The organism is Geodermatophilus sp. SYSU D01119 (genome assembly GCF_054049975.1).
Genome location: NZ_JBJGYL010000002.1, coordinates 45,322 through 58,186 on the forward strand (window position 1 = coordinate 45,322; position 12,865 = coordinate 58,186).

General features: G+C 75.2%; 14 protein-coding genes. 1 reads left to right on the top strand and 13 read right to left on the bottom strand.

Features of this window, described 5'->3' with window-relative positions; genetic code table 11:
• Positions 1-73: 73 nt before the first annotated feature.
• The 8 genes from ACI79X_RS01750 to rpsP all read right to left on the bottom strand — a co-directional run bounded on the left by ACI79X_RS01750 (position 74) and on the right by rpsP (position 5,084).
• A complete protein-coding gene (locus ACI79X_RS01750; protein WP_457023692.1) occupies positions 74-796 on the bottom strand; it encodes a LuxR C-terminal-related transcriptional regulator in 723 nt (240 codons plus the stop codon).
• Positions 797-1,044: 248 nt separating this feature from the next.
• Positions 1,045-1,944 (bottom strand): signal peptidase I, encoded by a 900-nt coding sequence (gene lepB / locus ACI79X_RS01755; RefSeq protein ID WP_457023693.1) that lies wholly within the window; start codon positions 1,942-1,944, stop codon positions 1,045-1,047.
• 75 nt (positions 1,945-2,019) lie between these two features.
• Positions 2,020-2,376 (bottom strand): 50S ribosomal protein L19, encoded by a 357-nt coding sequence (gene rplS / locus ACI79X_RS01760; RefSeq protein WP_073421819.1) that lies wholly within the window; start codon positions 2,374-2,376, stop codon positions 2,020-2,022.
• A gap of 186 nt (positions 2,377-2,562) precedes the next feature.
• Positions 2,563-3,078 (bottom strand): NUDIX hydrolase, encoded by a 516-nt coding sequence (locus ACI79X_RS01765; protein WP_457023694.1) that lies wholly within the window; start codon positions 3,076-3,078, stop codon positions 2,563-2,565.
• Positions 3,071-3,814 carry a tRNA (guanosine(37)-N1)-methyltransferase TrmD gene (gene trmD / locus ACI79X_RS01770; RefSeq protein ID WP_457023695.1) on the bottom strand — a complete coding sequence of 248 codons (744 nt, stop codon included), beginning with the start codon at positions 3,812-3,814 and terminating at the stop codon, positions 3,071-3,073. Before trmD ends, ACI79X_RS01765 begins: the two co-directional genes overlap by 8 nt.
• Entirely contained in the window at positions 3,811-4,335 is a 525-nt protein-coding gene (gene rimM, locus ACI79X_RS01775; protein ID WP_457023696.1) for a ribosome maturation factor RimM, read from the bottom strand. The genes trmD and rimM overlap by 4 nt, the downstream gene beginning before the upstream one ends.
• Before the next feature lie 17 nt (positions 4,336-4,352).
• Entirely contained in the window at positions 4,353-4,589 is a 237-nt protein-coding gene (locus ACI79X_RS01780; RefSeq protein WP_073421815.1) for an RNA-binding protein, read from the bottom strand.
• A 3-nt stretch (positions 4,590-4,592) separates the two neighbouring features.
• Positions 4,593-5,084, bottom strand: coding sequence for a 30S ribosomal protein S16 (gene rpsP, locus ACI79X_RS01785; protein WP_457023697.1), 492 nt, complete (start codon positions 5,082-5,084; stop codon positions 4,593-4,595).
• A gap of 158 nt (positions 5,085-5,242) precedes the next feature.
• Between rpsP and ACI79X_RS01790 the strand changes: the two genes are divergently transcribed.
• Entirely contained in the window at positions 5,243-5,644 is a 402-nt protein-coding gene (locus ACI79X_RS01790) for a VOC family protein (protein WP_457023698.1), read from the top strand.
• On the opposite strand, the gene ACI79X_RS01795 is transcribed toward ACI79X_RS01790, so the two are convergent.
• The 5 genes from ACI79X_RS01795 to ACI79X_RS01815 all read right to left on the bottom strand — a co-directional run bounded on the left by ACI79X_RS01795 (position 5,611) and on the right by ACI79X_RS01815 (position 12,849).
• Positions 5,611-7,389, bottom strand: coding sequence for a proline--tRNA ligase (locus ACI79X_RS01795; protein ID WP_457023699.1), 1,779 nt, complete (start codon positions 7,387-7,389; stop codon positions 5,611-5,613). The two genes, ACI79X_RS01790 and ACI79X_RS01795, sit on opposite strands and share 34 nt — an antisense overlap.
• A 55-nt stretch (positions 7,390-7,444) precedes the next feature.
• Positions 7,445-8,527, bottom strand: a complete 1,083-nt coding sequence (locus ACI79X_RS01800; RefSeq protein WP_457023700.1) for an amidohydrolase family protein — start codon at positions 8,525-8,527, stop codon at positions 7,445-7,447.
• Positions 8,524-10,092, bottom strand: coding sequence for a signal recognition particle protein (gene ffh, locus ACI79X_RS01805; RefSeq protein WP_457023701.1), 1,569 nt, complete (start codon positions 10,090-10,092; stop codon positions 8,524-8,526). Before ffh ends, ACI79X_RS01800 begins: the two co-directional genes overlap by 4 nt.
• Before the next feature lie 103 nt (positions 10,093-10,195).
• Entirely contained in the window at positions 10,196-10,384 is a 189-nt protein-coding gene (locus tag ACI79X_RS01810) for a hypothetical protein (protein ID WP_457023702.1), read from the bottom strand.
• A gap of 86 nt (positions 10,385-10,470) precedes the next feature.
• Positions 10,471-12,849, bottom strand: coding sequence for a [protein-PII] uridylyltransferase (locus ACI79X_RS01815; RefSeq protein WP_457023703.1), 2,379 nt, complete (start codon positions 12,847-12,849; stop codon positions 10,471-10,473).
• Positions 12,850-12,865: the final 16 nt, after the last annotated feature.

The following is a 12,865-nucleotide window of genomic DNA, read 5'->3' on the forward strand; positions in this document are numbered from 1 at the left end:
GAGCGGGCCAGGTGGCCCGCGGTGCCGGACCGCCGAGGAGGCGGACGGTCCGGCAGAGCGAGGGAGTCCTTCGTCAGACCTCCACGGGGGCGGGGGCGGCGGTCACGGCGTGGGCGCCGCAGGTGCAGGCGGCGGTGCCGCGGGAGGACAGGACCAGCGAGACGGCGTGCGCGCGGTCCCGGGCACCCAGCTTGCGCAGGATGGCCTTGACGTGCGACTTGACGGTGTCCTCGCTGATGAACAGGTTGCGGCCGATCTGGCGGTTGGACTGGCCCTGCAGCAGCTCGTCGAGGACGTCCTGCTCGCGGCGGGTCAGCGGCACCTCGGGGGTGAGCGGCTTCGCCACGGGAGCGGCGGCGGCGCCCTCGACCCGGCGGATCTGCGGGTCCACGACGGTGCGGCCGGCACGGGCGGCCAGGATGGCCCAGCCGAGCAGTGTCGGCGAGGTGTTGAGCATGAGGTAGCCGCGGACGCCGGCGGCGACGGCCTCGTTCACGACGGCCGGGTCCTCCGAGGTGGCCAGCGCGACGACGGCGACACGGGGGAAGCGGCGGCGCAGGTCGCGGACGACGTTGAGAGTGGCCGCGCGGCCGGCCCCCAGCTCCACGACCACGGCGTCGGGACGGGCGGTCTCGACGAGGGTCAGGGCCCGGCGGAGCTCGCCCGGGGTGCCCACCGACTGCATGCCGGCGGTCTCGTTGATCATGCCGACCAGGCCGCGGCGCAGGACGGGGGCGTCGGCGAGGAGGAGCACGCGGGTAACGCCGCGGGTGGCGCTCGCCAGGGGTGCGGACACGACTTACTCCATTTCGGGGAACCGGTGTTGTTCTCGATTACTCCATCGGGCGGTATTGGCGACGGCTTGAACACTTCTTGGGGATTTTTTCTGCCTTTTCGGTGCGGCCGTCGTCACAGGGGAAACGCACAACGGTCACCGACTCGCGATTGTCGACATGGGGACGACCATTCCGGAATGGCGGGCGGAAACGGCGACGGCGCCGCCCCGGAGTGGGGCGGCGCCGTCGGAGGGCGCGAGGGGGCGGGTCAGCCCGGTGGGCCGCGGCGCAGCCGCCTGCGCCGGTTCCACAGGGCGACGGGGAGCGCGCCGACGAGCCCCGCGCCCAGGGGCAGCACCTGGCCGATCCGCCCGCTCGTGGCAGCGGCCTCGGCGGCCTGGATGTCCGGGGAGTCGAGCGTGCCGAAGCGGTCGACCGGCCAGACGATGAGCGCGGCCTTGCCGATGACGTCGTCGACGGCGATCGTGCCGCCGTAGCGGTCGCCCACGTGGGCGCGGGAGTCGGCCGACGCCGAGCGGTGGTCGCCCATGACCCACAGGCGCCCCTCCGGGACCGTCACGGGGCCGAAGGCGCGGCTCTCCAGCGGGGTGTCCTCGAAGATGTAGGGCTCGTCGAGCGGCTCGCCGTCGACGGTCACCCGGCCCTCGGCGTCGCAGCACTGCACGGTCTGCCCGCCGGTGGCGATGACGCGCTTGACGTAGTCGTCCTCGCTCGGCGGCGCGACGCCCACGGCCCGGCCCAGCCACAGCAGTCCGCCGGTGAACCAGTTCGACGGCTCCCGGTAGTCGACCTCGGGCACCCACGTGTCGGGGCCCTCGAAGACGACGATGTCGCCGGGCTCGGGCTCGCCGAACCAGTACGGCACCTTGTTCACCAGCACGCGGTCGCCGGTGCAGCCGGGGCAGCCGTGCAGCGTCTGCTCCATCGACCCCGAGGGGATGAAGAACGCCTGGGCGAGGAACGTCTTGACCAGCAGGGCCAGGACGAAGGCCACCACCAGCAGCACGGGCAGCTCGCGCAGCAGCGAGCTCTTCTTCTCCGGCTGGGCGGGCCGGCGCCGCCAGAGGGACCGTCGGGCCGCCGTCCTGGGCGGCGGGTCCTCCCCCGGGACGACGTCGGCGGGCCCACCGGACCGGTCGCTGCTCATCGGGAGTCAGCGTACGGCCGCGGTGGACCCGCCGCGGTCAGGCCGGGCGGAGCCGGCCGGGGAACGGAGGTCGCGTCAGCGCGCGACGGTCTCGCGCTTCTCCTTAATCTTGGCGGCCTTGCCGCGGAGCTCGCGCAGGTAGTACAGCTTGGCGCGGCGGACGTCACCGCGGGTCAGCACCTCGATCTTCTCGACGACCGGGGTGTGCACCGGGAAGGTGCGCTCGACGCCCACGCCGAAGCTGACCTTGCGGACGGTGAAGGTCTCGCGGATCCCACCGTTCTGGCGGCGGATCACCACACCCTGGAAGACCTGGATGCGCGAGCGGTTGCCCTCGACGACGCGGACGTGCACCTTGACGGTGTCCCCGGGGCGGAACTCGGGGATGTCGTCGCGCAGCGAGTCGGCGTCGAGTACGTCCAGGGTGTTCATCGCAGCATTCCTCGGTCTCAGCGTGTGGCTCGTCGTCGGCCCGGGCAGCGGGGCGCCCCACTCCGGACCAGGTGTCGGCTGCGACTCCGGGAGGGAGTGCCCGTCGGCGGGCGCCTCCGGTCTGCAGCGACTCTCTACTGTGCCACATCCCCGCCACCCTGCCGAGCGCGGCCCCGGGGAACGGGCTCAGTCGACCACGCGGGGTGGCCGGCGCCACGGTCCGGCGAGCAGTTCCGGCAGCACGGCGGCGAGCTCCCGGGGCGCGAACCCGACGTCGGCGGCGGCGATCTCGGCCACGGTCCACCAGCGGTGCGGCTCCTCGCCGAGCAGCTCGAGCTCGGTGCGGCCGGTGGCATCCACCTCGTGGACGACGTCGCGCAGCACGAAGAAGGTCTCCCGCGAGTCGACCTGCACGCCGGCGAAGGGCCCCACGTGCCGGCGGAACCACACCGGCCCCTCCAGGGCCACGGGGTCGACCACCAGGCCGATCTCCTCGGCGAGCTCGCGGGCCGCGGCGGCGCGCACGCTCTCGCCGTCCTCCACTCCCCCGCCGGGCGTGTACCAGAACAGCACGTCGCCGGGCGGGACCGCGGGGTCGGTCAGCCGGGCACCGAGCAGCAGCACGCGCCCGTCGGGGTCGAGGACGACGACCCGCGCCGTCGGGCGGACCACCGCCCGGGCGACCTCCGCGCGGTCAGGCACCGTCGAGGACCGCGCGGTCGGCCGGGGTCAGCGCGTCCTCCGGGAGCGCGGCGAGCAGGTCGGGACGGCGGGTGGCGGTCCGCCGCAGCGACTCCGCGCGCCGCCAGCGGGCGATGGCCGCGTGGTCGCCGGACAGCAGCACCGGCGGGACCTCCAGGCCGCGCCAGGACGCCGGCCGCGTGTAGGAGGGGCCCTCGAGCAGCCCGTCGGCGTGCGAGTCGAACTCCACCGACTCGCGGTTGCCGACGACGCCCGGGATCAGCCGGGTGACCGCCTCGACCATCACCAGCACCGCGGACTCCCCGCCGGCGAGCACGTAGTCGCCGATCGAGACCTCCGACACGGGGCCGGACGCGGCGGCCCACTCGGCCACCCGCTGGTCGATGCCCTCGTACCGCCCGCAGGCGAACACCAGTCCGGGCTCGGCGGCCCACTCGGCGGCGACGGCCTGGGTGAACGGGCGGCCGGCCGGCGTCGGCACGACCAGCCGGGTGCCGGGCGGGCGCACCGCCTCCAGCGCGCGGGCCCACGGCTCCGGCCGCATCACCATGCCGGGACCGCCGCCGTAGGGGGCGTCGTCGACGGTGCGGTGGACGTCGTCGGTCCACTGCCGCAGGTCGTGCACGCCGACGGAGACCAGGCCGCGGTCGGCGGCCTTGCCGAGCAGCGACTGGCGCAGCGGCGCCAGGTACTCGGGGAAGATCGTGACGACGTCGACGCGGTACGGGGCGCTCACAGGTCGAGCAGCCCCTCGGGCGGGTCGACGACGACGAACCCGCCGGGCACGTCGACCGTGGGCACGATCGCGGCGACGAACGGGACGAGCAGCTCCCCGCCCACCCCACGGCGCACGACGAGCAGGTCGGCGCCCTCGTGGCGGACCGCGGTGACCTCGCCCAGCGGCGTGCCGTCGGGCAGCCGGGCGGCGAGCCCGACGAGCTGGTGGTCGTAGAACGCGTCGGGGTCCTCGAGGTCGGGGAGCTCGTCCACGGGGACCTCGAGCAGGGTGTCGCGGAGGGCCTCGACGGCCTCGCGGCTGTCGTAGCCCTCGAACGCGAGCAGCAGCACCTCGCGGTGCCAGCGGGCCGCGGTGATGGTCAGCGGGCCGCGCTCGGCGGGGTCGGTGCGCAGGGCGATCCCGACGCGGAAGCGGGCGTCGGGGTCGTCGGTGCGCACCTCGACGGTGGCTTCACCACGGACACCGTGGGGCCGGCCGATGCGGCCGACCACCACGGTGTCCTGAGGAGGGGTTCCCACGCGCGGGACGCGGGTGCTCAGCGCCCGTCGGTGTCGACGACGTCGACCCGCAGGCCGCGGCCGCCGACGCCGGCCATGACGGTGCGCAGGGCCTTGGCGGTGCGGCCGCCGCGGCCGATCACCTTCCCGAGGTCGTCGGGGTGCACCCGGACCTCGAGGGTCTTGCCGCGGCGACCGCCGACCAGGTCGACGGTGACGTCGCGCGGGTGGTCGACGATGCCCTTGACCAGGTGCTCGAGCGCCTCTTCGAGCACGTCTTACTCGGCGGGCGTCGAGGTGGCGCCGGCCGCCGGGCCCTCGCCGCCGGCACCGGCGGCCTCGGCCACCGTGTCGGCGGCGGCGCTGTCGGCGGTGTCGGCCTTGGGGGCGGCCTTCTTCTTCGGGGTGGTGGCACCCGCGGCCGGCTCCTCGCCGTTGCCGCGGACGGCCTCCTCGTAGAGGGCCTTGCGGTCGGGCTTGGGGGCGGCGACCTTCATGGGCGGCGGGGCCGGCTCGCCCTTGAACTTCTGCCAGTCACCGGTGACGCGGAAGATGGCCGCGACCGGCTCGGTCGGCTGCGCGCCGACGCCCAGCCAGTACTGCGCGCGGTCGCTGTCGACCTCGATGAAGGAGGGGTCCTCCTTCGGGTGGTACTTGCCGATCGTCTCGATGACGCGACCCTCGCGCTTGGTGCGCGAGTCGGCGACGACGATGCGGTAGTACGGAGCACGCATCTTGCCCAGACGCATGAGCTTGATCTTGGTGGCCACGGTGGCTCGAACTCTCCTCGAACGCTGTTCGTCGGTGCTCGCCGGACGGACGCGTGGGGTTACGCCGGGGCGGAGCCAGGGACACGGCCGGCGACGGTGAGAGGGCCGCGCACCGCCGTGTTCGACCGACCATGATGCCAGACGCGAGGAGGCTCGCCGTGACCAGCCGGGGTCTGCTCCACCACGTGGAGCTGTGGGTGCCCGACCTCGACCGGGCGGAGCGCTCGTGGGGGTGGCTGCTGACCGCGCTGGGCGCCGCGCCGTACCAGTCGTGGGCGCACGGCCGGTCCTGGCGGCTCGGCGACGCGTACGTCGTCGTCGAGCGCTCCCCCGACCTCGCGGCCGGCGTCCACGAGCGGCGCCGTCCGGGGCTCAACCACCTGGCGTTCTGGGCCGGGGGCCCGGACGACCTCGACGCCCTGGTGGAGCAGGCCCCGGCGCACGGGTGGCGGCTGCTGTTCGCCGACCGCCACCCGTTCGCCGGCGGCCCGGACCACCGGGCCGCCTACCTCGAGGACGCCGACGGCTACGAGGTCGAGCTGGTGGCCGATCCCGCCTGACCGCGCACCTCGGCGAGGACGGCGGCGGCCGCGTCGGCGACCGGCACCTCGCTGCGCCCCCCCGTCGCGCGGTCGCGGACCTCGACGACGCCCTGCGCCAGGCCGCGGCCGACGGTGACGATGGTCGGCATCCCGAGCAGCTCGGCGTCCTTGAACTTCACGCCCGGCGACACCTTCGGCCGGTCGTCGTAGAGCACGGTCAGCCCGGCGCCGACGAGCTCCCGCGACAGCGACTCGGCGGCCTCGAAGACGGCGGCGTCCTTGCCGGTGGCGACGACGTGCACGTCGGCCGGGGCGACCTCGCGCGGCCAGACCAGGCCGAGCTCGTCGTGGGTGGACTCGGCGATCGCGGCCACGGCGCGGGAGACGCCTATGCCGTAGGAGCCCATGGTCACCGTGACGAGCTTGCCGTTCTCGTCGAGCACCTCGAGGCCGAGGGCCTCGGCGTACTTGCGGCCCAGCTGGAAGATGTGCCCGAGCTCCACGCCGCGGGCGAGCTCCAGCGGGCCCGAGCCGTCGGGCGCGGGGTCGCCGGCCAGCACCTCGGCGGCCTCGACGGTGCCGTCCCAGGAGAAGTCGCGCCCGGCGACGAGGTCGAACACGTGCTTGCCGGGCGCGTTGGCGCCGGTGACCCAGCGGGTGCCGGGGACGACGCGCGGGTCGACGAGGTAGCGGATGCCCGACTCGCTCCCGCTGCCGAGCACCTGCGGGCCGATGTAGCCCTTGACCAGCGCGGGGTGGGCCTCGAAGTCGGTGAACGGCTCGACCTCGGCGGGCGCCACCTGCGCCTCGAGGCGCTTGGCGTCGACCTCCCGGTCGCCGGGGATGCCGATCACCAGCGGCTCGCGGGTGCCGTCGGGCTGCACCAGCGTGACGACGACGTTCTTCAGCGTGTGCGCGGCGGTGTAGCCGGCGTCGGGGAACAGCTGGTTCGCGGCCGCGACCAGCGTCTCGATGGTCGGGGTGTCGGGGGTGTCCTCGACGTGCGCCTCGGGCAGCCCGTCGAACGGCACGGCCTCGGGGACGACGGTGGTGACCGCCTCGACGTTGGCCGCGTAGCCGCCGGCCGAGCGGACGAAGGTGTCCTCGCCGATGTCGGTCGGGTGCAGGAACTCCTCGCTGCGCGACCCGCCCATGGCCCCCGACATCGCCGAGACGATGACGTACTCCAGGCCCAGCCGGTCGAACACCCGGATGTAGGCGTCGCGGTGCGCGGCGTAGCTCTTGTCCAGCCCGGCGTCGTCGACGTCGAAGGAGTAGCTGTCCTTCATCGTGAACTCGCGGCCGCGGAACAGCCCGGCGCGGGGCCGCGCCTCGTCCCGGTACTTGGTCTGGATCTGGTACAGCGACAGCGGCAGGTCCTTGTACGACGAGTACAGGTCCTTCACCAGGAGCGTGAACATCTCCTCGTGCGTGGGGCCGAGCAGGTAGTCGGCACCCCGGCGGTCCTGCAGCCGGAAGAGGTTGGGGCCGTACTCGGTCCAGCGGTTGGTCGCCTCGTAGGGCTCGCGCGGCAGCAGCGCCGGGAAGTGCACCTCCTGCGCGCCCATCGCGTCCATCTCCTCGCGGACGACGCGCTCGACGTTGCGGAACACCCGGTAGCCCAGCGGCAGCCAGGTGAAGCCGCCCGGCGCGGCGCGCCGGATGTAGCCGGCGCGGACCAGCAGCCGGTGGCTGGGGACCTCGGCGTCGGCGGGGTCGTCGCGCAGGGTGCGCAGGAACAGCGTGGACATCCGCAGGAGCACGGGAGCAGTGTCCCAGCACCCGCGAGGCGGTTTCCCGCCGCCGTCGGGGACGGGGTCAGACGACGCGGCCGCGCAGCAGCCGCAGCACCGGCCGGGTGAGGGCGCCGAGGTCGGCGCGCGGGTCGGCGTCGTAGACGACGACGTCGGCCGGCGCGCCCTCCTCGATGCCCGGCAGCCCCAGCCACGCGCGGGCCGCCCAGGACGCCGCCCCGAGCGCCGCCTCGGCCGGCAGCCCCGCCTCGCACAGCGCCCGCACCTCGTCGGCGATGCGGCCGTGCTCGATGCCGCCGCCCGCGTCGGTGCCGGCGAACACCGGCACGCCGGCCTCGTACGCGGCGCGCACCACCGCACCCGAGCCCGCGTACAGCCGCCGCATCGTGCTCGCGTAAGCCGGGAACCGCTTCTCCCCCGCCTCGGCGAAGCCGGGGAAGTTCTCCACGTTCACCAGCGTGGGGACGACGGCGGTGCCGCGGGCGGCCATCTCCGCGACGAGGTCCTCGGTCAGCCCGGTGCCGTGCTCGACGCAGTCGATGCCGGCGCGGACGAGATCGGGCAGCGCGTCGGTGCCGAAGGTGTGCGCGGTGACCCGCGCGCCCTCCTCGTGCGCGGCGGCGATGGCGGCGGCGACGACGTCGGCCGGCCACTCCGGCGCGAGGTCGCCCACGGAGCGGTCGATCCAGTCGCCGACCAGCTTCACCCAGCCGTCGCCGCGGCGGGCCTGCACCCGCACCTGCTCGACGAGGTCCTCCGGCTCCAGCTCGACGGCCAGCCCGGGGATGTAGCGGCGGGTGCGGGCCAGGTGCCGGCCGGCCCGGACGATCGTCGGCAGGTCGGGCTCGTCGTCGAGCGCCCGGGTGTCCACCGGCGAGCCGCAGTCGCGCAGCGCCAGCACGCCGGCGTCGCGCTCGGCGACCGCCTGCGCCCGCAGCCCGGCCAGGTCCTCGACGTGCACGCCGCCGCGGCCGATGCCGACGTGGCAGTGCGCGTCGACCAGGCCGGGCAGCAGCCAGCCGCCGCGGGAGACTGTCTCCGCGCCGGGCACCGGCTCGGACGTGATCCGGCCGTCGCGCACCCACAGGTCGCGGTGCTCCCCCTCGGGGAGGAGGACGCCGGACAGGTGCAGCGCGGGCGCGCTCACCGCCCGGGCCGCTCGTCCCCGAACTTGCTGAAGTCGAGCTTGGAGAGATCCGGCAGCGCCTGGCCGGGGGGCAGCGAGGGCATGCCGCCGGGCAGCTGGCCCGGGAAGCCGGCGCCGGGAGGCAGCCCGGGGGCGCCCATCGGCCGGCGGGCCGGGGCCTTGCCCTTGGCGCCCTTCTTGCCCTTGCCCTTCTTCGCGGACTGGGCCTGCATCTGCCGGCCGCGGGCCTTCTTCGACATGGGGCCCATGCCGGGCAGGCCCATGCTGCCGGCCATCTGGCCCATCATCTTCTGGGCCTGCGCGAAGCGCTCCAGCAGCTGGTTGACCTCGGTGACGGTGACGCCGGAGCCGTTGGCGATGCGCACCCGGCGCGAGGCATTGATGATCTTGGAGTCGACGCGCTCCTGCGGGGTCATCGACCGGATGATCGCCGCGGTGCGGTCGAGGTCGCGGTCGTCGACCTGCTTGAGCTGCTCCTTCATCGCCCCGGCGCCGGGCAGCATGCCGAGCAGGTTGGCGATCGGGCCCATCTTGCGGATGGCCATCATCTGCTCGAGGAAGTCCTCGAGCGTGAAGCCCTCGCGGCTGACGAGCTTGCCGGCCATCTTCTCGGCCTGGTCGGCGTCGAAGGCCTGCTCGGCCTGCTCGATGAGGGTGAGCACGTCACCCATGCCGAGGATGCGCGAGGCCATCCGCTCGGGGTGGAAGACGTCGAAGTCGGTGAGCTTCTCGCCGGTGGAGGCGAACATGATCGGCTGCCCGGTCACGTAGCGGACCGACAGCGCGGCACCACCGCGGGCGTCGCCGTCGAGCTTGGTGAGCACCACGCCGGAGAAGCCGACGCCGTCGCGGAACGCCTCGGCGGTGGTGACGGCGTCCTGGCCGATCATCGCGTCGACGACGAACAGCGTCTCGTCCGGCTGCACGGCGTCGCGGATGCCTGCGGCCTGGGCCATGAGCTCGGCGTCGATGCCGAGGCGGCCGGCGGTGTCGACCACGACGACGTCGTGCATGGTGCGGCGCGCGTGCTCGATCGACTCGGCGGCCACCCGGATCGGGTCGCCGACGCCGTTGCCCGGCTCGGGGGCGTAGACGTCGACCCCGGCCTGCCCGGCGACGATCGTCAGCTGGTTGACCGCGTTCGGGCGCTGCAGGTCGCAGGCCACCAGCAGCGGGGCGTGGCCCTGGGACTTGAGCCAGCGGCCGAGCTTGCCGGCGAGCGTGGTCTTACCGGAGCCCTGCAGGCCGGCGAGCATGATCACCGTCGGCGACTGCTTGGCGAAGCGCAGCCGGCGGGTCTCGCCGCCGAGGATCTCGATGAGCTCCTCGTTGACGATCTTGATGACCTGCTGGGCGGGGTTGAGCGCCTGCGAGACGGCGGCGCCGCGCGCCCGCTCCTTGATCGCGGTGATGAAGGCGCGCACCACCGGCAGCGCGACGTCGGCCTCCAGCAGCGCGATGCGGATCTCGCGCGCGGTGGCGTCGATGTCGGCGTCGGTCAGCCGGCCCTTGCCGCGCAGGCCGGTGAAGACCTTGTCGAGGCGGTCGGAGAGTGTCTCGAACACGAGCAGTCCTCAGCAGTCACGGGCGCTGTCGTGGCCCCGACGGGCCGCGCCTCCTGACTCCAGCGTATCGACCCGGGCGCTCCCGCCCCGGCCGTGCGGGCGCTCAGGCCGCGCGGCGCACCGCGGCCTCGACCACGACGTCGAGGCCGCCGAGCAGGAAGGCGGTGCCGCAGTCGGTGCACGCCCACTCGGGGCACTCGCCGCCGTCGGCGGTGTGCCCGTCGATGCACTCGGGCTGCTCGAACACGGTGTCCTCGCCGCAGGTGGGGCAGGGCCAGGTCTGGGACCGCACGGGGACTCCCCTCGCCGTCGGTGGCGGGACCGGTCCGTCCCGCATCTGCCGCGACGGTGCCACGGGCCACCGACAGTCCCGCGCATTCAGCGCGGCGTGTCCCCTCCCCCGCTGTGCGCGGGGTCCGGCACGGCGCCCCGCGCGGCGGCCACCAGCGCCGCCTCCACCCGCCCGCGCTGGGCGGCGTCGATCGGGCAGCCGGCCGGGTTGCTCACGTAGAAGTAGTCGGCGGCGTCGGCGCCGAGGGTCTCGATCCGCGCCGAGGTGACGTCGAGGCCTTCGGCGCCGAGCGCCGCGGTGAGCCGGTAGAGCAGGCCCGCCCGGTCACCGGCGCGCACCTCGACGATGCTCGTGGCCTCCCCGCTGACCTCCGAGTCGTGCCAGGAGACCCGCGGCGGCGCGGAGCGGACGGCGTCCTGCCGGTAGTCGGCCTCGCGCTGCCGCAGCCGGTCGGCCAGCGGCAGCGTGCCCTCCAGGGCGGCCCGGACGGCGTCGGCGAGGATCGCCGGCTGCGGCGCCCGCCCGAAGCGCGGGCGGACGGCGAACACGGCGGTGGCCCGCCCGTCGAGCACGTTGACCTTGGCGGCGCGCACGTCGAGCTGGTTGAGCGCGAGCACCCCGGCCAGCCGGCTGAACAGCCCCTGCTCGTCGGGGGCGCCGATGGTGACCTGCTGGCCGTCGGCGACGTCCTCCACCCCGACGGTCACCGCGCCGGTCACCGCGCCCTCCCCGGGACTGGTGACGCTCGGCTCGGTGGGGTGCAGGACCGGGTCGGGCGCCTCCACGGGCGTCCCGCCGAGGTGCGCCTGCACCCGCGCCACGAGGTGCGCGACCAGGTGCGCCTTCCACGGCGACCAGGCCGAGGTGCTGGTGGCCGCGCCGTCGGCCTGCGCCACGGCGTGCAGCAGCTGCAGCACCTGGGCGTCGCGGCCGATGGTGTCGGCCACCCGCTCGATGGTGGCCGGGTCGTCGATGTCGCGGCGGGTGGCCGTGTCGGGCAGCAGCAGGTGGTGGCGCACGAGGGTGCCCACGGTGGCGACGTCGGCCGGGGTGAACCCCATCCGCGCCGCGATGCCGGCGGCGATCGGCTCCCCGACGACGCTGTGGTCGCCGGGCCAGCCCTTGCCGACGTCGTGCAGCAGCGCGGCGACCAGCAGCAGGTCGGGCCGGTCGACGTCGCGGGTGAGCTCGGCGGCGGCCGCGGCGGCCTCGACCAGGTGCCGGTCGACGGTGAACCGGTGCCACGGGTGGCGCTGCGGCAGCGAGCGCACCCGCTCCCACTCCGGCAGCAGGCGGGTGAGCAGGCCCTCCTGGTCCAGCTGCTCGAGGACCGGGACGGCGGAGCGGCCGCTGGCCAGCAGCCGCAGGAACGACCAGCGGACCTCCGCGGGCCAGGGCTCGGGCACCGGCGGCGCGTGCACCGCGAGCACCTTGAGCGTGTAGGGCGACAGCAGCAGGTCCTCACGGGCGGCGGCGGCCGCGCCGCGCAGCACCAGGCCGGGGTCGGTGGCGGGGCGGGCGTCGCGGGCGAGCACCACCTCGTCGCCCTGCCGGACGACGCCCTCGGCCAGCGGCTCGCGGCGCACCCGGCGGTAACGGGCGCGGGGACGGCGGACCAGCGCGGCGTCCACCCGGCGCCAGGTGTCGTCGGCGACGAAGGCCAGCCGGCGCCCCGCGAGGCTGACCTCGCGCAGCAGCACGTCCTCGTCGGGCAGGCCGAGGGCCGCCGCGACCGGGCGCTGCTCCTGGCGGACCAGGACGTCGGTGGGCCGGCCGGTGCGGCGGCGCAGCTCGTCGCGCACGTCGAGCAGGAAGGCGTAGGCGGCCTCGGCGTCGGCGGACGGCTCGTCGCCGAGCTGGGCGGCGGCGACCGCGCGCAGCACCTGGCCCTCGCGCAGCCCGCCGTAGGCCTCCTTGAGGTCGGGCTCGAGCAGGAACGCCAGCTCGCCGACCTGGCGGGCCCGGCCGCGGCGCAGGTCGCGCAGCTGCGGCAGCAGCCGCGACGCCGACTGGCGCCAGCTGGCCAGCGTCGCGGTGCGCAGCGCGGCGGCGAGGTCGGCGTCGCCGGCCACCAGCCGCGCGTCGAGCAGGCCGAGGCCCGCCTTGACGTCGGTGGAGGCGACCGAGACGGCCTCGGCGACCGAGCGCACGGAGTGGTCGAGCCGCACGCCGGCGTCCCAGATCGGGTACCAGACGGCGTCGGCGAGCGCGGCCACCTCGGGGCGGCCGTCGTGGACGAGGACCAGGTCGAGGTCGGCGTGCGGCGGGGGCTCGCGCCGGCCGAGGCTGCCGACGGCCACCAGCGCGACGCCGTCGGTGCCCGTGCGCGGGGCCGGTGCGCCCCGGCCCTGGCGGGGCGGCGGGGTGCCGGCCACGGCATCGGCGAGCAGTCCGCCGAGCCACCCGTCGAGCAGCCGCACCCGCTCGGCGCGGGGCAGGTCGGGCAGCGAGCCCAGGTCCGGCACGGTCTCCCCCTCGGTC

Excerpts from the sequence above, each read along its gene's own strand:
- lepB (WP_457023693.1), bottom strand. The coding sequence starts at position 1,944 with ATGAGCAGCGACCGGTCCGGTGGGCCCGCCGACGTCGTCCCGGGGGAG.
- rplS (WP_073421819.1), bottom strand. The coding sequence starts at position 2,376 with ATGAACACCCTGGACGTACTCGACGCCGACTCGCTGCGCGACGACATC.